At 68.3% G+C, this 22,975-nt stretch carries 9 protein-coding genes; 6 read left to right on the forward strand and 3 right to left on the reverse strand.

Annotated elements, in window-relative coordinates; genetic code table 11:
* The first annotated feature begins 1,785 nt into the window (after positions 1-1,785).
* Positions 1,786-1,998 carry a hypothetical protein gene (locus AB0E94_RS22475; RefSeq protein WP_360329042.1) on the forward strand — a complete coding sequence of 71 codons (213 nt, stop codon included), beginning with the start codon at positions 1,786-1,788 and terminating at the stop codon, positions 1,996-1,998.
* Positions 1,999-2,142: 144 nt separating this feature from the next.
* Here the strand turns inward: AB0E94_RS22475 and AB0E94_RS22480 are convergent, their stop codons facing one another.
* Positions 2,143-5,325, reverse strand: a complete 3,183-nt coding sequence (locus AB0E94_RS22480) for an ABC transporter transmembrane domain-containing protein (RefSeq protein WP_360329167.1) — start codon at positions 5,323-5,325, stop codon at positions 2,143-2,145.
* Positions 5,326-5,522: 197 nt separating this feature from the next.
* On the reverse strand, positions 5,523-7,124 hold the full coding sequence (locus AB0E94_RS22485) for an ABC transporter ATP-binding protein (RefSeq protein WP_360329044.1): 1,602 nt from the start codon (positions 7,122-7,124) through the stop codon (positions 5,523-5,525).
* A gap of 999 nt (positions 7,125-8,123) precedes the next feature.
* Between AB0E94_RS22485 and AB0E94_RS22490 the strand changes: the two genes are divergently transcribed.
* Both AB0E94_RS22490 and AB0E94_RS22495 read left to right on the forward strand, forming a co-directional pair.
* Entirely contained in the window at positions 8,124-10,742 is a 2,619-nt protein-coding gene (locus AB0E94_RS22490; protein ID WP_360329046.1) for a CHAT domain-containing protein, read from the forward strand.
* Positions 10,743-10,769: 27 nt separating this feature from the next.
* Positions 10,770-11,273 (forward strand): trypco2 family protein, encoded by a 504-nt coding sequence (locus AB0E94_RS22495; protein WP_360329047.1) that lies wholly within the window; start codon positions 10,770-10,772, stop codon positions 11,271-11,273.
* 182 nt (positions 11,274-11,455) lie between these two features.
* Here AB0E94_RS22495 and AB0E94_RS22500 read toward each other — a convergent pair whose 3' ends face one another.
* Positions 11,456-14,464, reverse strand: coding sequence for a hypothetical protein (locus tag AB0E94_RS22500; protein WP_360329049.1), 3,009 nt, complete (start codon positions 14,462-14,464; stop codon positions 11,456-11,458).
* Positions 14,465-15,501: 1,037 nt separating this feature from the next.
* Here AB0E94_RS22500 and AB0E94_RS22505 point away from each other — a divergent pair.
* From AB0E94_RS22505 to AB0E94_RS22515, 3 genes are all read left to right on the forward strand, one after another.
* A complete protein-coding gene (locus AB0E94_RS22505; RefSeq protein WP_360329051.1) occupies positions 15,502-17,169 on the forward strand; it encodes a hypothetical protein in 1,668 nt (555 codons plus the stop codon).
* 242 nt (positions 17,170-17,411) lie between these two features.
* Positions 17,412-21,941, forward strand: coding sequence for an AAA domain-containing protein (locus AB0E94_RS22510; RefSeq protein ID WP_360329052.1), 4,530 nt, complete (start codon positions 17,412-17,414; stop codon positions 21,939-21,941).
* Positions 21,938-22,846: a hypothetical protein gene (locus AB0E94_RS22515; RefSeq protein WP_360329054.1), complete on the forward strand. Its 909-nt coding sequence runs from the start codon at positions 21,938-21,940 to the stop codon at positions 22,844-22,846. The genes AB0E94_RS22510 and AB0E94_RS22515 overlap by 4 nt, the downstream gene beginning before the upstream one ends.
* Positions 22,847-22,975: the final 129 nt, after the last annotated feature.

Consider the following 22,975-nt stretch of genomic DNA (forward strand, 5'->3'; position numbering starts at 1 on the left):
GACGACACACAGAAACACTCCGGCAAGCCTTCTGAACAGGGAAAATGCCAATCGAGACGCAGCACGGGAAACACGACCGCACGGAGGCAAGCCCCGCTCAACGGTTCCGCCCGTCGCGCACCACACGCGACCATAAGTCCACAAAGGACCGAACAGGCAACCCGTACCGGACCGCGAACTTCGCCGGGCTACGAACCGTTCGGCTTGCGGAATATAAATGACCTGGCACCGCCACAACGACACCGTCCCACACCTGAAACGTGACGCTTCCCTGGTCGCCATTATTGCGCTGACCAGCTACAACACCACTGCCGATTCGAGCGACCCGACAAAGACGTCACGGGCGAAAGTAAACGTCACACCGGCAGACCGTCTGACGGTTCACCAGTTTGCATGGACCGGACTGTCACCGCCACTGCGGATCCGCCGCGTCCAAACCGCCGTCACACTCGCGGGAACACCCAGTCACACCGAACACCGACCCGCCACACCGAACGCCGAGCGGTCAAGAACCACCCGACCCAGCCGACCCGGATTGACCTGCTGAAAGCCCGACGGCTTCCGGTCGCGTTCGCGGCGAAGACATCGGTTCACGCAAGCATCCGGTTACGACACAACACGACTGTCGTCTCATCCGATTTCGGGCTCGCCGGCAACACGACGTTTGACGCCGTCGCGAGTGCCGCGTTCTGGTCGGCGACCGTCATCGCAACGGACACCACGACCGTAGGCGTCGTCGACCGTCACGTCCGGCCGGGACCGTACGACGAGACCGTTCCGCGGGCGGCGCCTCGGCTTCCGCCCGTAGTGACCAGCAGTAACCGCCACCGGAGCAACCACGAAACCCGTTCGGAAATGACACTGGTGTCAGCCTCCATCGCAGTGCACGATCCGGTCTCGTGCGCCCGGAGAGACAACGAGAACGCCGATGGCATCCAGCGGCCCCGTCACTTCGACGGTCCCGCAGACCTCGTCCACGTGTGGATCCTTCCGCGAGCACGGTGTGTGGCCAGGCAGGTGCCGCCACGAGTACGGAACACCCGACCACCATCATGTAGGACAGCCGAAGCTCCGGCGCCACCCAGATTGTTCAAACTTGAAGGTACGGTGCCGATCTGCGCGGTGACCCGTGGCAGGCTTCGCGCCCCGCCGCCGAGGTCCTCCCGAATGCGCCGGCGAGGCGGCGGTGGCCCGCTGGCCGAAACCGCGCAGAGGGGTGCTATCACGGCGATTCCGGCCACGGCCACCGGACACCTGCGCGGGCGGCGCCGGAGACCGGAGCGGCCGGTGGCGCGGAAGCCTGGACCGGACCGAGCACGGCCACGGCGGCGCCGATCTGCTGCGACACCCGCTCGGCTCGACGACGGCACGGAGAAACACATCGCCGGCCGCACGCGCCGGACGGCGGCAGCGCGCACCGTAAGCCGGAGCGTGCCTTCTGCGCGGGCGGCCTCGTCGTAGCGGCGCCCGCCCCTGCCCAGCTTTGAGCGCCGCCCACGATGTTTCAGCCAGCCGTCAGCCACCGGGCACAACGCTGGTCTTGCAGCAGGCGACAGGCCGAGGAACACCCCTCGCACCGCCGGCGAGCCGGATACCGCAATGAACGCTCCCGAGTTCCAGCATTCACTCGAACGTGGCATTGCCAGTCGGCGCTACAGGTTGTTATTTTGCCGATACAACGGGCTCCATGGTTTGGTAGCCCTCTCGTGGCCGAAATCGGCAGGGATGCCGGCGGATGGAACCGGGATAGGATGTCCGGACCTGCACGGACCGGGAGGTAGAGCCGTGGCCCACCCTCACCGCCCTCTGGCCAGGCGTCTTCAGGCCATCAGCACGTTCACCTACCAGCAAGCCCTGCGGTGCATCACCGAGGACATCACGGAAAACGGCCAGCCCGACCTCCAGGACTACAAGACGGTGGACAGGTGGCTGCGCAGCCTGACCCAGTACGCGCCGGCAGAGCCGAGCATTCACCGCCCGACGCACAACGCGGTCTGAGCAGAACGCCGCAACCCCGGTAGCAGCCGCCGGATCACCGGGGCCCGCCCCTATCGCATCCGCCTGGACCGGCAGCCGCCTCACGACGACCGAGTCAGTCGGATACCCGCCACCGTGCACCCGAAGACGGCCCGGGTCAGGATCTCAGCTCGAGGTCGGCATTGCGCTGGGGTCGCCGTAGACGCTGTAAGCCAGCCAGGTGGGGTCGCCGCTCTGCTGCGCCGCTTGCCGCCGTGCCGCCAGCGCGGCGTCGCCGAGGGTAGCTCCTGCGGTCAGGCTGCTGTAGAAGGTCTCGGCGAACGCTTGTGCACTGTCGCTGCGTACGTCCCAGAGTGTGCCGACGAATCCGCCAGCGCCCGCGGCGAGGAACTGCTGGGCCCAGCCCATCATGCGGGTGTAGTGCGGAACGGCGCCAGCGGACCGGCACGCGTTGATGAAGATCAGCGGCTGACTGTCCGCGAGGGTTTCCTTCTTCTTGGCCCGTTCGAGCAGTGTCGGCACGAAGTCGCCGTCACACATCGCAATCGAAGAACCTCCACCTTTGGGCTGATAGGTGGTGTGGCAGGCGAAGTGAACGAGCCCGAGCGGACCTGTCTCCAACAGCTGCAGGAGCCGCGCCAGATCGGGCACGACAGGCGGCTCGCCGTCACCGGCGACGATGCGGTACACCGATCGGATCTCAGCGTGCGCGTTGTCGGGGCTGCCCGGTGGAATCACGAAGCGGGCACCGCCGATGTTGATCCGCCGGGCTCGGGGCTGGTTGTAGACGCGGCGGGTGACCGGGACCTGTTCGATCAGGAAGCCTTCGTCGGCGGTCTTCGTCATCGGGTACATCAGTTCCCACGGAACGGTGTCCAGGCCGGTGGCGATGGAGAAGGTCCTGATGTTCGACCGCAACTGCCAGAACTGGTCCTGGATCGTCTCGGGCACGAGGGTGTCCCACAAGGCGATGCCGGTGCCCTGCATCAGACTGCGGACGTTGTCCTTGGTGTAGCTGCCGGGACGTTTGGCCAGTTGGCGCAGGGTCTGGATGATCTGCTCCGTGGTGTCGTCAGGACCAGACGACAGGGACTCCACCATGACCGGGTCGAACATCTGCATCTCACTGAGCAGTTGGAAGGTGTAGCGCGGCCCGTTCCGCTGTACCTGCAGGGTCACCTCGCCGGCCTGTGGGGTGATGTCGTCGATCGGTGCCCGTTTGGTGGCCGTTGCGGTGCCCGGGCGGCCGTCGGTGGTGGCGAACTGGAAGTCGAGTTCGGCCAGAAAGGTTCCGCCTGCCCACGCCGTCACCCGCAGCAGGTGCAGATCGATGGTTCTTACCTTGAACGCGAAACGGAGCGGGTCCGAGTCGCCGTTGCGGGGCACCCTGGCCATCTGTTCGAGCGGACTGTGGGCGGCCAGTCCACGGCTCGCCTCGACGATGATCCGCACGTCGGCGCCGTCCGGGCCGATGGAGAGCGGGCGGAGCACAGCGAGGCGGGAATGCAGTGCCGTGGTCTGCTGCTGCGTGATCCGGATGATGAGACTGATCTCTTCGCCGATCGGTGCGTGAGATGGCAGGTTGCCCACCAGGAATCGTTGCGGCTCCGGCGTCGTCTCGGGCTCGCCTGGTGGTGGCTGGGTGACCGTGGACGTGGCGGCGCCGCCATGGACGGGTGGGGTGGTCACTCGCTCCTCACGTTCGCCGTGCCATACCCGCCAGAGCGCGGCATAGATGCGGTCGGCCGCTACCAGTTCGGCGTGAGAACCGAGCTCGACGATGCGGCCGCCCTCCAGCACGGCGATCCGGTCTGCTTCCCGGGTGGAGAACAGGCGATGCGCGATCGTGATGATGGTGCGTCCCTGCAGTACTTCGGCAAGAGATCTTTCGATGTCGCGGGCGGAGACCCGGTCGAGTGCGGCGGTCGCCTCGTCGAGGATCACCGTGTGAGGGTTGCCGAGTACGATCCGGGCGAGTGAGATTTGCTGCGCCTGGGCCGGTGAGAGCAGATGGCCGCCGGCACCGACCACCGTGTCGATTCCATCGGGCAGAGCGTCAACCCAGGTGAGGGCTTGGACTGCGGTCAGCGCCGCCCGGCACTCCGCCTCGGCAGCATCGGGACGGGCCATAGCGAGGTTGTCGCGCAGGGTCCCGATGAAGATGTGGTTCTCCTGGGTGACCAGGGCGATCTGCGTGCGCAGCTGCTCCTGAGCAAGTGTGGCCAAAGCGACGCCGCCCACGGCGATGGTGCCCTTGGTCGGATGCTGGATGCCGGCCAGCAGGCGGCCGAGGGTCGACTTGCCGGCCCCGGACACGCCCACCACGACCAGTCGCTCACCGGGCCGCAAGGTGAGGTTGACATCGTGCAGGACGTCATGGCCCGGCTGGTAGGCGAAGTGCACGCCGCTCAGTTCGATCCGCGTGCCGACCCGGACCGCCGGTTGCTCTGGCGTCGTGGACGACTCGGCGCGGATGCCGACGAGCCGGGCCAGCGCGGCGGAGCCGACGCTGATCTCATCAAGCCAGCCGACCAGCCTGTCCAGCGGATCAACGAGTTGCTGAGCATAGATCACCGCTGCCGTGACGGCACCCAACGTCACCAGGCCACGCTGGTAGAGCCAGCCGCCGATCAGCAGGGTGAGCACCAGCGCCAGCAGATAGCTCGACTCGACGACCGGCCACCACACGGTGCGCAGGAACAGCGTGTACCGCTCCGCACGCCAGGACCGTCGTAGGTCGACGTCGGTCCGCGCCATTCTCTGCCGCTGTTGCCCGAACGCCTCGACGGTTCGTGCTCCCTGCACCGTCTCGGCCAGACCGTCCGTCACGTCCGCGTACATGGCGCTCTGCCGTAGGTAACCCGGTGCTGCCCGGCGCAGGTACCAACGTGTCCCGGCCGCCATCACCGGCGCCGCGGCCAGAAGCGGAACCGCAAAAATCGGGCTGACCATAATCAGCGCCCCGACCACCAGCACAAGGGTGATCAGAGCGGTCATGGTCTCCGGAACAGCGAAACGGACGCATTTGGAGAGTGCGTCGACATCGCGGGTCACCCGGGTCAACAGGTCTCCGGGACCAGCCTGCTCAACGGTCCGCAGCGGCAGGGTGAGGACACGGGTGATGAACTCCTCCCGCAGACGCGCGAGGACTTGTTCCCCGAGCCGTCCCGAGGCCCGGTGCGCCGCTGCTGTCAACACCACTTGCACCAGCAGGAACCCGGCGAGGGCCGCAACCAGTGCATCCAACGCCGCAACCGGTTGACGGTCATAGATTCCCTGCACCAGGTCACCGATGAGCCGCGCACTTGCCAGACCCGCGAGAGCCGCCGCCACATGCAACGAGACCATCACGCGAAGCCCCGCCGGGTAGTGGCGAAGCAACTCACGGGCATACGCCCGTGTACCAGCCGCTGTCGCCACGGGGAGAAGACGCTGCGGGGAGGCGTCCCGCACTGGGCGGTCCTTCTCCACAGGTGCCAGGCGAGGCCCCGGTCCTAGGCCGGGACGGGTGACTCCCTCGATGGCGGCCGCCGAGATCAGCCATCTCATGAGCGATCCCCACGCCAGACCATGCGAACGTAACGCGGTTCGGACCGGACCAGGTCGTCGTGACTTCCGACGGCCACCACACGCTCGTCCTCGACATAGATGACCTGATCGACCCAGCTCAGCACGAACGGGCTCGACGTACAGACAACGGTGGTACGCCCGCTGCGGGCCAGACGCAGCCGGCCCGCGATCCGTGCCTCGGTGAGCGCGTCAACCGCATTCGTCGGATCAACCAGAATGAGGATCTCCGGGTCCGCAGCCAGCGCCCGGGCCAGGCGTAACCGCTGCAACTGCCCGCCGGAGAAGTATCGTTCCGGATCCGCGATCCAGCTGGACAGTCCTTCGGGCAGTTCGTCGATGATGTCGGTGGCGCAAGCCGCTTCCAGCGCCTCGTCCAAGATCCCTGGTTGAGAGGTGTCCAGGTTGGCGCGAAGCCTCCCACCGAAGATCAACGCGTCATTGGTTGCCACCAGGACCTGGCGGCGAAGCTCTGCTGCGGCCATCGCGGTCAGCGGCACTCCGGCCATGGTGCCGCCGGCGGTGTACCGTCCCAGCCTGTCGGCCAACTGTGCCGCCTGCTCGGGAACCTTGGCAACGATTGCCGTGAATCTGCCAGCCGGGATCACTACGCCAGTCAGCGGGTCAGCGAGTTCGCCGTCGGGTACGCGGGTCGGGCATGGCGGATCGGGAAGATCCCGCTCGAGCCGTAGCATGTCAATCACCCGGCGGCTGGGGACGAGACCTCGCGTGACTTTGTCCATCATCTCGATGACCTGTCGTAGCGGTGACCATAAGAACGCCGCATAGGCGTAGAACGACACCAACTGGCCGACGGTAATCCGGCCGCTGGCAGCGAGCCGGGCCCCGAGCCACGTGACCAGGATCAACAGCGCTCCGGTCAGCAAAACCTGTGCCGCCTCGAACAACGCTTCGGTTCGCACCGCCTTCACACCCGCGGCACGAAGCCCCTGAGACTCGGCACGGTAGCGGGCCGCGATGAGCGGCTCCCCGCCGCCCAAACCGCTGAGCACCCTCAGACCTTCCACCAGGTCGACAGCCCGTCCGGTCAGCCGGCCCTGCCGATCCCGGTACTGACGCTGCCCCCGCTGTACAGGAATCAGCAACAGGCCCGAGGCTGCGATGGTGACCGAGATGCCTATCAGGATGACCAGCCCAAGGACGACCGAGGTGTTCAGCATCAGAACGGCGACGACGATGACCGTCACCACAGCGCCGGTACCACGACTGGTGATGTCGACGGCGCCACCGATGTGGGTGATGTCCGACGTACCGATCGACACCACCTCCCCCGCGCGGGTACGGCGGGTCAGAGTGGAGCCGAGATGTCCGGCATGGCGTACCACGACCTGGACCGTGCGGAATGCGGCAGCCAGCCAACTCGTGACGGCGAAGCGATGCCGCAGTGTGCCGGTCACCGCCTGCACCACACCCAGGCCCAGCAGCGTCAGAGCCCACGCCAGCAGACCCGAGGTATCCCGTTCCACCATCGCGTCCACGCCCCAGCCGAGAACCGCCGGCACCAGCGCTTGGCATCCCATCCAGACGATCGCGAAGACCGCACCGGCGACCGTCGTCACGGCAGAACTTCGGACAAGCCAGAGTAGATAGCGAATGGCGGAGCGGGAGTCAGGGGTACCGGGATCCGTGACGGGCAGTCTTCGCACCAGATTCTCGGCCCTTCGGTCCGGGATGCGACGTCCGAATCTGGCCATTATAGATAGACGGCCGGATGATATCCCCCGTTGTCGCCAAGACGACGCCATCTGAGCGCTGGGGACAGAAACTCCGGGAAGGCGGCTCCCCGGCTGATATCTCAGGCTGCTCACCGTTACCTGGTGATCCACCGCGATCATGAGCGATGCCCGATCAGCGCACGCTCCGCAGCATGGCTCCCGCCGTTGTTCTTGCCGTGACGGCGACCGTTCCCTGCGGGCGTGCAGGAGCGTCAGCTGCGGCTTCGGAACAGGATCAAGGTCCTCGGCTGGGACCTTATCCGCTCGCCGAACGCACGGACCGCCTCGATGCAGCGCCGGAACCGCCCGGTCCGGAGCTGCGGCTGGCAGATGGTGAAAGTGGTGACGAGTGCGCTCGATCTGATCGCCGCCCGCGAGCGTCCTGTCACCTGTTACCGCAACCTCACCCTCATCTGCGGCGACCTGGCCCGCCGCCGTAGTCACACGATCGTGACAGACAGGCCTGTCTCCGTGTCGCTCGGAGAAGATTCCCGCTGTTCGCAGGCACCTGACGCGCTCCGCCGAACCCCGTCGCTATTCGTCTTGCCAGCGGAAACTGCGACGGGGCCGGGTATCGTGCCGGGCGTGCGGTATTCAGCCACGGTCGCCGTCACCGGCGTCCCCGATGATCGCGGCTCGAAGGTCGTAGCGGTCGCATCGTTGTCGGGCAGGTTGCTCCTACATACGGTGGTCGCCGACGATGCCGGCGGGTTGCGGGACCTCCTGACCGCTGTGCGAGGCAGGCTCGGCCTTGTTCCTCTGAGGTTTGTCGTCACTGACGACGGCGCTGGACTACTGAGTCGGCTGCTACGGGCGTTGCCCGGGACAGTGCAGTCCTGCCCTGTGGACCTGCGGCACCATACCGCCGCCGAGATCGCCATGGCGATGGCCGACATCCCCGACGAGGGCACGGGCAACCTTGTGCGCTCCTGGTCCGCGGTCGACGAGCACGTCGCCTACCTGGACAAGGCCGTCAGCACCGAGGCGTTCTTGAACACGTCCGCCGCCCGCAACCTGCTCGGTCTGCTGGGCACCGCAAAGACCATCGGGGCCAGACGCGGCCCAGCGGACCTGGCCGAGCAGTGGTGGAACAAGCTCCTTGCCCCGGGAACGGACGACTACACCGCCGTCACCCGCCACCTGGCGGTCAGCGCCCTGGCCGTCCCCTACCTCGTCACCATGACACCGATCATGCAACGGCTACCAGCGCTTTCAGCCGGGCGCCGTCACCGACAGATCGACAACGCAGTCGCAGCGTTGCAGAAGGCCGTCGCCGCGGCGCAGTATCACGGCGAGGCTGCTGCCGCCGTCGGAGACGACGCACTGGTCACCCCGCAGCCGTTGATACGCCCGACAGCGAAGACCCTCATCGACGACCTGCTCGGCACGCGAACCCACGCCGACGAGTTCATTCCTTTCTACAGGTTCACCCCGGACCGCGACCGTAATCTCGCAGTCATGCGGGGCCTGGCCCGGCTCCATGAGCAGCCAGACTGGAGCCAGGTGGAGCGGCTCGTCTCGGAGGCGATCGCCCTCCACCTGGCTTCCGGTTCAGCGCTGTGGTGCCTGCAGCGCCTCGCCGACCACGCTATCCGCACCAACGATCCCCGGCACCAGCACGGATACCTGAGCCAGTTCGTCGACCTGGTCCGCTCCTCCTACCTCGGTGAACGGAATGCAAGCAAACTTCTCGCAACGCTCGAGCCGCTGCACCACCGCTCCGACTACGCCTTTCCGATCCAGCCGACGCGGCTGATCTACCAGGATGTGCAGCAGGCCACCGGTGTCCTGGCCGGGCCAGCCACCGGCCGTGCCGTGCCCGGTGACGACGGCAGCGGCCGGATCCCGGCGGCCGGGACGGGCCTGCTGACCCTGCCCGCAACGATGGCAACGGCCGGCGGGCAACGCCCCCGCGACAGGCTGTGGGTACCTGGATGGTCGCCGCCGCCCTCATCGCGCCCACCGGTCCTCCACGGTGCCTCTGGGGACGGCACCTCCGGGCATGACCTACCCCACCGGTTCGATGAGCAGCGACTGATGGTCGGGCACTTCCCCTCCCACGCCCCACTCGACACCGAGATCAGCCTCACGGTGCGGATCACCCTCGGCTGCGTGCCTATACGCGACGGGTCGGTGGCCGCGCTGCGACTCCCGGCGATCACGGCCGCCGGGAGTATCGTCACCCTGATCGTCGACGCCGACCAAGGTGTGCGAGTGCTCGGCTCCCGCCAGCAACAGGTACTGGTACCGGCCGACGACGACAGCAGCCCGGTCCGGTTCACCGTGTCCGCCGACCAGCCCGGGCTGCGCCGGGTCCGCGTCAGCGCCTGGACCGGCGGCACCTTCCTGGCCGAACTCGGATTCGAAGTGTCGGTCAGTGCCGGCGGGCCGGCCGCCGGCGCGCACCCGAAGGTCGCCGAGATCGGATCTCTACGGCCCGAAGCCGGACAGGTCACCCTGCAGGTCCGCCAGGACCGCGGACGCTACTCCTTCCAACTGCTCAGCGACACGCAGATGTTCGACCCGGTCATCGTCGACTCCCTGGCCGCGGGGCCCGGCAACGCCACCGAACAAGCAATCCATACTCTTCAAGAACTGGCCCGCGGCAAAACCGCGTACACCCCCGGCAACGCCCGCCGCTGGCTCAAAAGCACCGGCGTCGCGCTCTGGAACAGCCTGGTGCCCGAAACGGTCCGCGAACAGTTCTGGCAGCTACGACCCCGCATCACCTCCTTCTCCATCGCCACCGGCCTCGACAGCGTCCCCTGGGAACTGCTGTACCCGATGAGCACCACCGAGGACCAGGGATTCCTCGTCGAGCAGTTCCCCGTGGCTCGCCGGGTCTACAACCAGCCGTGGACCCCACGGATCGGGCTCGGCACGCCCCGCTTCGTCGTACCCTCCGATGCTCCCCGCGAGGCCGCGGCGGAAGTCGCGACGGTCCACCGCATCCTCGCGGGCACAGACGAACCGTCCGTGATCACGGATCTGGCCGACCTACTGGACCTGGTCGACAGCGGCACTGCCGGCATGCTGCACTTCGCCTGCCACAACGCCTACCGGCCCGACCGCGGCGGGTCTTCGATCACCATGGCCGGCGGCGCCTTCGTCCCCACCCTGCTCGAGCAGGCCAAGACCAAACAGCTACTCACCGAACGGCATCCCCTGGTCTTCGTCAACGCCTGCCGTTCGGCCGGGTCGATACCCCACTACACCCGGATGATGGGCTGGGCCGAGCAGTTCCTGGCCGCTGGCGCCGGCGCATTCGTCGGCACCCTGTGGGACGTCCGCACCGACCGTGCCCGCACCTTCGCCGAATCGTTCTACCAGAACCTCGCCGACGGACACTGCCTCGGCACAGCGGTCCTGAACAGCCGGCGTGCCGCCGCCACCGCAGACGATCCCACCTGGCTGGCCTACACCGTCTACGGTGACCCTCAGGCCATGCCCGTACACAGCTGAGTCACATCCTGCAGAGAGGGAGCCGCCGTGGACGTCGACGAGGACTCCGCCGCCTTCACCGACCTGATCGAGGCGGTGAAAGCAGCGGTCAAGGCAGCTAACACCGACAGCACCTTCTCCCGCACGATGCGGGTGAGCCAGCTGACCGTGATCGCGGCGGTCGCCGCCAAACGCACCGCCGGCGCCGGCCTGCAACTACGGGTGCCGGTCGTCGGCACCAAACTCGGCACCAAGATCCAGCACGGCCGCACCGACACCCAGCGCATCGAGATCGTGCTGGTACCACCACCTGACGACGAGTTCGAGGTGCGCAGCGGAAGCGTGCAACAACTGCTGTTCGAGGCGATCCAGACCGTGCAGGCCACGCTGACTGCAGCCGCGGCCGGCGACGACCCGTTCCAGTTGCAGACCAGCACGGTGAGCCTCGACTTCGTCGTCACCGACAGTGGATCTGTCGAGTTACTTGCCTCCGGCGGTATCGACGACCAGGCGTCACATACGGTCAAGCTCACGCTGACACCGGCCGGCTGACCACTCCTGCCCCGACGGGTCGTTGCCGGGGAAACCAAGAGCAGGATGCCCCACAAAGAAGGGTCCAGGTGAGGCACCTGTCAGCGGCGGCCCCAGCGCTCTATTCAGCGACACGACGGGAGCGCGCTCGCCACGGCCGTTTCCGCCGCAACAGGGTTCCGCGGTGGAAGGGGCCGCCGCCGTCACGGACGGTCGTCGGCCAGCATCGCGGCCAGGCCGGGCAAGGCCCACTGGGCGGCGGAGGCGCTCAGTGCGGCGGCCGCTCGACCCGCGGACGACACGCCGACCAGATCGAAGAACCCGTCCGGGAAACACGCCCGTAACCGTGCGCCGTTCTCGTCGTCGGTCAGGCTGGCCAGACCCAGAATCCGGTAGTCGGGATCCTCCAGGTTGGAACCGCTGAACTGCGGGATCAGCTCCGGGATGTCCTGGACGAGTCGTGAATGACGGGCGATTAAGAACATCAGAGCGGTGCTCGGCAGGCGGACCCTCCTATCGTTCGCGGCGAAGTCACGGGCCCAGCGCACAAGGTCAAGCACCTCGTCGTAGGCGAGGGCGGGCGCGGCCCGGGCCGCGGTGGCCAGGATCGGACCGACCAGCGGGGCCGGAATCTGGTCGCGTAGCTCGTTCCATGCGGTACGCAGCGCGCCGGCCGTGATGCGGCTGGCCGTCGCATGTGATCCCAGCCATTGTGCGAGCTCAGGGATCGAGGCGATCGGAACCCCCGCCAGGATGAGCGTGTCGCCGAGGAATGCCGAGCCCGCTGCCCGGTTCAGCGCGGTCGGCCGGTCGCCGGCGAGCAGGTCGAGCTGCAGGTCGGTGGTGCCACGGTGCGACGCGTGGTGCAGACGGGCCGGCGACTCATCGGTGAGTCCGGCCCGGGCGGTCACCGCAGCCAGGTCCGATGCCGGTAACACGGCGCGCCACAGGCCGACCAGCGCGGGCCACCAAACGGTGGTCTGAGCACCGTCCGGACACAGGTAGTCCAGGTCGACTGGCCCGTCCGAGCATGCGATCCGGAGCAGGACGAGGTTGGCGGTGTAGGCCGCCATCCGGTGCAGGTAGGTGCCACCGGACGGGTCGTACCGGTCGAAACGGCCCCGGTTCCAGCGTTCCTGCGCGCCCTTGACCAGTTGTTCGAGCACCCAGGCGATACCGGGCTCGGCGGCCGCTTCCTCGGCGAAGAAGTCGATGCTGCGCGAGCCGGTGGTGGCCAGCACCCGGTGTGACAACAACGCGAACAGCAGGTCGTCGTCCCACTGCTGGGAGGCAGGACGGGCATACGCCGCGTATAGCTGCCGTAACTGCTCGACCAGGTGGTGGGCGATCAGGTAGTCGGCGAAGGTGGCGTGCAGGAACTCGTAGCTGCGCCCGGCCGCGCCGCCGTCGGCCTCGGCGGTGTGCACGAAGAAGAACCGGCCGAGTAGGCGCCGGGCGGGTTCGAGGACCGGGCTCAGGTCACGGCCGTTAGCGCGGGCCGGTCCGGGTCTGGTCGGGCCGTGCAGGGCGAGGAGGTCGTGGTGCAGGTCCCGCTCGTGCAGGTGCTGCTGGCCGCGGTTGACCATGCCGAACGCGACCAGGCCGAGTTTCCACAGCTCCGCTTCGTGCCGGGCGCTCTGGGTGAGGCTGGGAACGGCGACGTCTGGTTTGTCGAGCTCGCGGCGGACGAAGTCGTCCAGGAGCTCACGGTACAGCCGGGCCGGCTGGTGTACAGCGGGCAGCGGCTTCTCAGTGGCGACCGTGGCCATCAGAAGCAGCAGTAGTGGCTGCCGGGCCAGCTCGCCGTATGCCAGCAGGCTCGCCGGATCGATCCGGCGAAGCGTGCCGTCCTCGATTCCAGCGGTGTTCGCCCGATTCCACACCCGCGCCCAGGACTCGACCTGTTCGTCGGCGAACTCCTCCAACCTGATGACCAGGCAGCCGGGCGGGATCGCGGCCAGATCCGCGACCACGGTGCGTGAGGTGACCACGACGGCGACCGGTCCACTGGTACTCGCTTCGACCCGCTGAAACTCCATGACGTTGCGCAGATACCGGGACTCGGTGGCACCGCTGGCCTGCATCAGCTCATCGAGGCCGTCGAGGAACACCACACGGGTCCGGTCCGCGCCCGCAGCACACAGCTGTTGCCACGGCACCCGCCCGTGGGTGCCGGCCTGCAAGACCGAGTCGATCTGGTGGTAGATGCTGGCCGCGGGGTCCGGGACATCGCGCAGCGGGATCCGTATCGGGACGAACGCATCGCTTCCGGCCGCCGACAGCCGGGCCGTGCAGACCTTGGTGAGCAGGCTCTTGCCGGCGCCGGGATGGCCGAGGATCACCAGCGGCAGCTCGGTCGCCTCGATGGAGGCGAAATACGCGGCGAGGAAGGTGGCCAGGTCGCTGCCGGCAGCCTGCATGGACCACCAGTCTTCCCGGCTCGGCTGTGACGTCCGGCCCATGACCGCCCAGCGGAACCTCGGCTCGACGTAGCCGTCGCGGATCCGGGGAAACGTCACCGCGGTCAGACCGTCGGTGTCACCGAGTTCGGCCATCGGGAGGTCCAGCACCTGCCGGTTCAGGTCCGCCAGGATCCGGCGGATCTCGTCGTTCTGCTCGCCGCTGACGCTGGACAGACGGGCGACCAGCTCCTCGAGGCGGGCAAGCGAGGTATGCGTGGCATGGTGCTCGCCCAGCATGGCCCAGATCTCGAACTCGGGAACGTCGACGATGAGAGCGGCATACTCGGCGCGGTAACGGTCCAGAGCGGCACTCACCAGTCGGCGGGTCAAACCCGGGGCGTGTTCCAGTTGGGTGGGCCAGGCGGCCAACCCGACGCAGAAGCCGATGGTCCGGTCAGCCAGGTCGGTGTAGAACGCGGTGATGTCCCGTTCGGTGTTCTCGGTGAAGCCCTGCCCGGCCCACGGCACCGGAATCTCGGCACCGAACAGGTACTCCACCGCCGAACGGTAGCCGCCTCCGGAATCGTCGCCGGTGACCAGGCGGACCTTGTCAGTCTCGTCGAGGGCCAGCTCATCGACCACAGGGCCGAGCTCGGTGCGCAGTGCCGCGAAGAACGAGGCGATCACCAGCACGGCATGGGTGGCACCGAGCAACTCGTGGCGTTGGCGGCCGGTGGCCCGGCCGAGCCGGTCACGGCCGCTGCTCACCATGTCATTCAGCCGGGCGAGCAGTTCATTCTTCTGATCCACCCAACCCCACGCGGCGAGCGTCCACGGGTTCCCCGCGACCAGGCTTAGGGGTCCGGCAGCCAGAATCGCAACGCCGAGGAGCCGATCGATACCCTGCAACACCGCGGTGGATCGGCCCTGCAGCAGCTCACGAGCGGTAGAGAAGGTAAACATCCGGGACACCAGCACAGGCTAATCGGCTGAGGGCACCGATCGTGCCGAGGGCGAGCAAGACGGGTGCGATGACGTGTACGGCTCCGCTCAGGGCCGCGCAGATGTGATGGGTGTCCTCAGCGTATTGACGGGAGCCCAGGAGGCTAACGGTTCATGGCGACCGGTGCGTATGGCGACCGGTGTATTGAGCCAAGAGCCTGCCGCCCGGCTCGGCAACCTCAGTAGCGGCCGGTCCGACGACGGTTTGATCTGGGTCGAGATCGACGGCTCGGGCACATCATTCGCAGGTCCCAGTCGATCAGGCGGCGATGCGTCACGGGACTCATGCTCTCGGTGAAGCGATGAGGGCGGCGCTCGACGGCATTTCGCGGGCAGACCGCTGAACTACTTCACGACGTGGAACTGCCAGACGCCGGTGCAGGATCCCTTCGCCTGGGGATGCGATTGGCAGGTCGGCAGCCACGTCGACGACGCGCTCGCGGCCTTCGACGCCGTAAGCCGCCGGTTGATGGAGCACATTCCCGGCATCTGACGTTCCCGAACCGCACCCGCCGTGCGGTGGCGGACACGACACCGCCGCCGCGACCTGTCGCCGGCTCAGGTCTGGTGCCGCCCGGCGAACCCGCGTGGGCCACAGGGATGGGGCCGCGCTCGGGTCGACATCTGCTGATTGATTTGTTGGACACGGTTGGTCACCGACGGTGGCGGGGCGTGTCGAGGGTGTCCTGTCTGCTCGCTCGTGGTCGCGTGGCGAGGTTCGGGGCGGGATCGCTGGCCGGTTGGTCCTGCCGTTCTGGGGTGTTGTACGAGAGGTCGTGGGCGGCAATCAAAAGGGTCGTGCCCGCGGATCCCTGGCGTGTTGGGACACTTGTACGATTCGATGTGTGGCGGTGAGACGGCGCAGGAGAGCGTTGCGGGTCCTCGCGGCACCGTTCGTGGCCGCGCCGCCTGCCGGTGCCCGGATCCGGACCCGGCTGCGCCCGGATCGCGCCGAAGCTGTCATGTTGCGGCTGGTCGGCGAGTTTCTCGGTGGTCTGTACCGGGCTGATCTCGCGGCTCGTGTCCGGCTCGGGAACGTTTCCGCCAAGGACACTCAGCGCACCGTGCGTAAGCGGGAGCTGACCGCGGTCACCACGTCGCGGTGGGCAGGCACGATCACCCGTACCGCCGAGAACCAGTACCAACTCGGCATGCGCGCGCTGAAGGCCGACGTCACCGGCCTGACCCGGGCGGTCACGGTCTTGGACGCCCGCATCGCTGCCCCGGTCGGTGGACGCGCCGGGCGGGTGCCCGGCTACGGCAGCCACCGCGAGCGCGCCGCGAAACAACAACGACGGCACATCCTCGCCGCACGACTCGCCACAGCACAGACGCGTGTGGACGTCGGGCGCCCAGCGATCGTCGTGGGCGGGCGGCGTCTGATGACAACCCGGCACCACCTGGCCGCGGCCGGGCTCACCCCGGACACCTGGCGGCAGCGGTGGGACGCGGCCCGAATATTCCTGACCGCCGACGGCGAGACCGGCGCCCCGCACGGCAACTACACGATCAGCGTCTCACCCGACGGCACAGTGGCGATCGCTCTGCCAGCCCGGTTCAAACACCTCGCCAACGCCCCACGCGGACGATACGTCCTGGCCGGACAGGTCACCTTCACCCACCGGGCCAGCGAATGGGCCGACCGGGTATCAGCTGATCAGTCCGTGCGGTACGACATCAGCTTCGACCCCGACCCCGACCGCGGACGCTGGTACCTGGACGCCAGCTGGTCCGCTCCCACCCAAGCCGTCGGTCTGGACGCTCTTGCGGGCGGCCGGATGCTGGGCATCGACCTGAACGCCGATCATCTCGCCGCATATGTCATCGACGGGCACGGCAACCCCGTCGGCGCCCCGATCACCATCCCCCTCGAGATGACCGGCCCGGCGTCGCAACGTGACGGCCGCCTGCGCGCCGCGATCGGCGAGGTCCTGCGCCAGGCGAAAGCCCACGGGTGTTCGGCGATCGGGATCGAGAACCTCGGCTTCACCGATGCCGGTCACACCGGCCGCGAAACCATGGGCCGCGGTGCCCGCGGCAGACGATTCCGCCGCACCGTCGCCGGCATCCCCACTGCGAAGTTCCGGGAACGCCTGACCGGGATGGCCTACACCACCGGGATCGCGGTGGTCGCCGTCGACCCCGCCTACACCTCCCGCTGGGGCGGCCAACACTGGCACCCCCACCTCAACCACAGGACCCCCACCGCGAGTAGGCATCATGCCGCCGCGGTGGTGATCGCACGACGCGCCCACGGGCACAAGGCACGGCGTCGGCCAGGTGTCACCAGGACACGACCAGAGGATCGTGACCGGGAAACTACCGGCCAGACCGCACCCCCACCCGTGGACGTGAGGGAACAGTCCGGCCTGGCCGAGACAGCGCGCACCACACCCGTGGACAAGACACGCCAGCGCTCGACCAGCAACCGGCTACTCCCGGCCTCGAAGACCGTTCGCGAGGCCGCCGACACCAGTCGGGACCAGTACGGCCAACCACGGCCAACACACTGAGGAACGGTCGGTTCGGTTGCACCAGCCGTGCTCGGGTTCGGGCCGTCGGCTCGTGACCCCGTCCGACGCTGCCCGGACGGTATCTGTCTTTTCTGCGGTGCGGGGCCACCGTGCCGCTGCCTTGTCATCCACTCTCCAAACATTCACTCATCTCGCATGGCGCGAACACTGCTTGTGACGACCTGTTGAGTGTTGGCAGTCTGGTCTGCTGCCTTCCGGACGACATGGAGGTGGATGCAGCAGTGGGAGTAGAACAAGACGCGTTGCGCAGGACCACCAGACTGATGGACTTCCTGGCCGACGTCACCGCAGCGGCGGAGAGAGATCCGATCGTCGACATCCTGGATGGCGGGCCGAAGGCCCCTGATCCGGTGGTCTGGCTGGACCGGCTGCCCGCCGGGATACGACTGACGGTCGGTGCCGCCGACGGTGTCGTGTTGCGGGTACGGCCGCGGCAGCTGACAGCGGAGCCATCGGCGCCGCCGGGGCTGTCCGGTTGGCTGGAACCCGACGAGATGCGCACCTACCTGGGACCACCACCACGGTTGGTCGCCGCAGGACCGGCGACGGATCCGGCAGCGCAGCGCGCCGCCCCGCCAGAGAGCGTGGTGCAGACGTTCCGGCGCTGGCTGGCCGCCTGGACGCAATGGTCGGATCAGCAACGGCAGGTGCAGCAGCACCGGAATCTGTACGAGATGCTCGAGCAGGCCGCGAAACTGCTCGAGCAGCAAGACGACGAGTTCGAGATGGTGCTGGGCACCGGTCTGCTGCGCTGGCAGACCCCGGACGGTGAGGCACTGCGCCGTCATCTACTGGTCGAGACCGTGGTTCCGCGGCTGGACCGGGCCACTGCAGAGATCACCGTCGTGGTCGTGTCCGGCCGACGCCGCCTGGAGGAACGCCAACTGCTCGGCGATCTGGACGGTTTCATCGCGGACCGGGGTCGCAGGCAACGCGAAGAGATCCTCGACCAGGATCTGCCCGCGTTCGATCCGCGGCTGCTGGCACGGCTGACCGCATGGCTGGGTTTCGTCCTGGACACGACCGTCGACACACCCGCCCACGTCACCGGGGTCGAGGGACCGTTGCCGGGAGTGCCGGTGCTGACACCGTCACCGGCGCTGTTGGTACGCCCGCGCAGCCGGACGCTGCTCGCCGAGACCTACAAGCAGATCGCGGCCTTGCTGCGGCTGCCCGGCGCGCAGGTCCCGGTGTCGCTGGCGCAGCTGGTGACCGACACCGAACCGGACCAGCGCAGGCAATGGCTGACCCGGCAGGGCGCCGTCTCCGGTGACCTCTTGGGCGCCGACCCGCTGTTCCCGTTGCCGACCAACGACGAGCAGCGCCGGGTCATGGATCTGCTGCGCACCGAGACCGGGGTGGTGGTGCAGGGGCCGCCCGGCACCGGTAAGACGCACACCATCGCGAATCTGGTGTCGGCGTTGATGGCCCGGGGCCAGCGGGTGCTGGTGACCAGTCAGAAGGATCAGGCGCTGCGGGTGCTGCGGGAGAAGATCCCGCCGGAGCTGCGCCGGTTGTGTGTGCTGCTCGCCGGTGGCAGCAAGGACACCGCGACCGAGTTGCGGCAGGGGTTGGACGCGTTGTCGGCGGCGATCGCCGACCCCGGATCGGCCCGGCTGCCGCAGACGATCACGGCTCTCGCGGAACAACGGCTGGCATTGCAGGGCCGGCGGGCCGAGCTGAACGAGCAGATCCAGGCGCTGCGGCAGGTGGAGTACACCGTCGCCGGTCCGGTGGTGCCTGGTTTCACGACCGACTTCTACGTGGGCACCCCGGGCCAGCTGGTCCGGCAGGTCAATCAGGGGCGGCCCCGGTACGGGTGGATGCCGGCCGTGCGGGCCGATGGGCCGGACCAGCCGCCGCTGCCGGCGGCGGAGGCGCTGGCGTTGCTGCGGCTGCTGGCCGGTGACAGCCCGGCCCGCCGGCAGCGGCTGCGGCAACGGATCCCGGCCGGGGCGGATCTACCGTCTCCGGCGGTGCTGGCCGAGAGCGTGCGTGCCGAACATCTGGCGCAGACGACCGCCGACGCCGATGACGATCCGCTGGTCCAGCCCCTGGCGGCCGCCGGAGCCGAGGCCCTGGCCGAGTTGGAGGCGCTGGCCGGTGCCGTTCACACCGCCCTGGAGCGGCTCCGGTTCGACGACCATCTGCGCCCGCCCGAGGGCCGGCGGTGGCTGGGACTGGCCGTCGCGCAGCACCTGGCAGGCCGGCATACCGGTCTGTGGGGGCACCTGACCGAGATCCGCGGCACTGCCGGGCAGATGCAGCAGTCGCTGCAGGCCCGCGGGGTCGGTGCCGTCGTCGAGCTTCGCCGGCCGTTGTCCAGCCTCGGCTCCGGCACCGTCCGGGGCATGCTCGCCGACGGCGCCGCTCTGCGCGCCTACCTCGACGGCGGTGGGAAACTCCGCCGGGTGCTGCCGTCGGCGGCGCAGAAACGCGCGCAGCCGCTGCTCGGTCTCGTCATCGTCGACGGGCAGCCACCGGCCACCGTCGAGCAACTGGACGCCGTTCTCGACCACCTGCGGGCCGAGGACGCTGTCACCCAGCTGGCCGGCAAGTGGGCCGACGTGCGGGTCGAGATCCCGGACGGCTCCCTCGCACGCCGGCTGTCGCACCTGCACGACGCCGACCGGCTCCTCGGCCACGTGCTCACCCTGGCCGATACCCAGCAGGCGATCGTCGCCCAGCTGGCCCGGCACAACATCCGCTGGGACCTGTCCTCGCTGACGCATCTGGTGCGGGTGGCCCAGGCCGTTCCGGCCGCCCGGCGCCACGTCACGCTGCACCAGGCCCGCCGGCGGGTCAACGACCTGTACGCGCGGGTCCGGCAGTGGGCCATCGATGACGCGGCGTGCCCGGAGCTGACCGACCTGCTGCGGGCCATCGGTGACCGCGACGTCGACGGCTACCGGGCCGGTCTGGACGCCCTCGCCGGCGCCCGCACCGACCAGGACGACGCTGTCCGATGCCGGCACCTGCTCGGCGTGCTGCGGGCCGGGCACACCGGCCTGGCCGACCTGCTCGAACAGTCCTGGCATCAGCCGCAGTGGCCGGACCAGCTCGCCGACCTGCCGGCCGCGTGGGCGTGGTCGAAGACCCGCCAGTTCCTCACCGAACTCCGCAACACCGACCGGGAACGCGAACTGGTCGCCGAATACGACCAGATCGACGACACCATCAACCGTCTCACCGCCCAACTCGCGGCCGCCGAGGCCCTGTATGCCTGTCTGGCCCGGATGAGTGACACCCACGCCCGCGCGCTGCGCAGCTACCGCGAACACCACACCAACGCCGGCGCTGGCGGGGGCCGCAAGGCCCGCGACTTCAGACAAGCCGCCCGCGCCGCCATGGAGAAAGCCAAAGGCGCCGTCCCGGTGTGGGTCGTGCCCCTGCCGAACCTGCTGGACAACATTCCCGCCCGGCCGGACGCGTTCGACGTGATCATCGTCGACGAGGCCAGCCAGGTCGGCTTGGAACACCTGTTTCTGCTCTGGATGGCGCCACGGGTCATCGTCGTCGGCGACGACCAGCAGTGCACCCCCGGCCCGGTCCGCATGGGCCGCAGCCTCGACCAGATCTTCGACGGGCTCCGTGAGCACCTCGGCGAGATCGAAACCGAGATCCGGCTCGGATTCACCCCGAAGACGAACCTGTACGGGCTGCTGACCAGCCGCGCCGGTAAAGACGCCGTGGTGCGGCTGCGCGAGCACTTCCGCTGCGTGCCGGAGATCATCACCTGGTCGTCGCAGCAGTTCTACGACGACGGCGCCGGGACCAGCGCCCTCGTGCCGCTACGGGAGCGCCGGGCCGGAAGCCTGCAACCACTGCACGTCGTCCACGTCGAGGGCGGGTTCGCCGAACGTCGGGACGCAGCGATCCGCAACCCGGTCGAAGCCCGACGCCTCGTCGACCAGCTCCTGGCCTGCCTGGCCGATCCCGTCTACAACGGCAAGACCTTCGGTGTCGTCGTGTTGCAGGGCACCGGGCAGATCCGGCTGCTCGAACACGAGATCAACGCCGCGGTCCCAGCCCAGGTCCGCGTCGAACGCCGGATCCGGGTCGGTACCCCACCGAACTTTCAGGGCGACGAGCGTGACGTCGTGTTCCTCAGCACCGTCGGCACCGAAACCCGGGTCACCCGCAACAGCACCCAGTTCAAACAGTTCTGCAACGTCGCCGCCAGCCGCGCCAAAGACCAGATGTGGCTGTTCACCTCGATCGCGCCCGGCGCCTGCAAACCCGGCGACCTGCGCGGTTCCCTGATCGACTACATGCACCGGCCGCCGCCGGTGTACGGCCGCTCCCCCGACCTGAACGAGGTCAGCGACACCGCACCGACCGACCCGTTCGAGTCACTGTTCGAACAACGCGTCTTCCGTACGATCAAAGAACGCGGGTACACGGTGGTACCGCAGTTCCCGGTCGGATCACGCATCCTCGACCTCGTCGTGGTCGGCGACGGCAGCCGTGTCGCCGTCGAATGCGACGGCCACCAGTGGCACACCTCCCCCGGCGACACCGCCGCCGACGCCCGCCGCGACCGGGAACTACGCCGGATGGGCTGGAACGTCGTCCGGATCCGCGAAAGCGAGTTCGAGTTCGACCCCGACCGTGAACTCACCACCCTGTGGCAGCACCTGCACGACCACGGCATCCACCCGCACACCGCCACAGAGCCCACCGACAGCCCCTGGACACCCGTCACCCTGCCCGTCGACACCGACACCGACGACGAAGGAACCGAACCGTGACCGCCACAGGCGACGACATCCACGTCGAACTCGACGACAAACTCCTCGAACAGCTCGCCGGCATCATCTGTGGCGGCGACGACAGCCCCGTCTACCGGACCGGCTGGCAGATCAAGACATTGTTCGAGACCGCCGGCTGGCGACGTGTCGGCGACGTCGACGGTGGCCGCCGCGACTGGGTCACCGACCTGCTGCGCCAGCACCGCCGTGATTCCGACGGCCTGCACCGGCTCCTGCTGCGCTTGGCCGACCCCCGCGAATACCTCGAGAACGACGACGACCGCATCGCTGTGGTCACCGAACTCAACACCCTGCTCGCCCTCGACGGCTATCAGATCGTCTACACCGGTAGCCGACCGGAACTGATCACCCAGGCGCCCAGCATGAACCGGCCCGCCATGCGCACCCCGGTCGAGCTCACCGCCGACCTGACCACCATCGTCAGCGACCCCCGGTTCGGGCAACAGCTACGCCACCGTCTCGCCGAGGCCCACACCTGCTGGCAGTCCGGTGCCTGCCTCGCCGCCGTCATCATGCTCGGCAGCACCCTCGAAGGCGTCCTCTACGACGTCGCCCTCGCCCGGCACACCACCGGCCCCCGCCCCAGCGATCACCTCGACGAACTGATCCGCCTCGCGGAACGGCAACGCTGGATCGGGCAGGACCTCATCGACTACCTCAAGGTCCTACGCAACCACCGCAACCTCATCCACCCGAAGAAACAGTGGACCCAGCAGTACACCATCGAGGACGACACCGTCCGGATCGCCTGGAACGTCGTCGTCGCCGCCATCAACGACCTGCACCAACTCCCTCGCCCCGCACCGCCCCGCCCCACAGCACCCCGGCCGGCCGGCAGACCGGGCCCCACCCCGTCACCACGCGGCAGACAGCCCCAAACCTGACCGGACCCGACAGCGACACCGACATTCCCGCGCCCGGATCACCCGGCTCCCGGAGCAGGACGTCGGTACGCTCGTGCGCGGTGACCGGAGGCGTTCATCCCAGCAATACGCTTCCGGTCACCGCTTCAC

It is taken from the genome of Actinoplanes sp. NPDC026670 (assembly GCF_040638175.1).
Classification (GTDB): Bacteria; Actinomycetota; Actinomycetes; order Mycobacteriales; family Micromonosporaceae; genus Actinoplanes.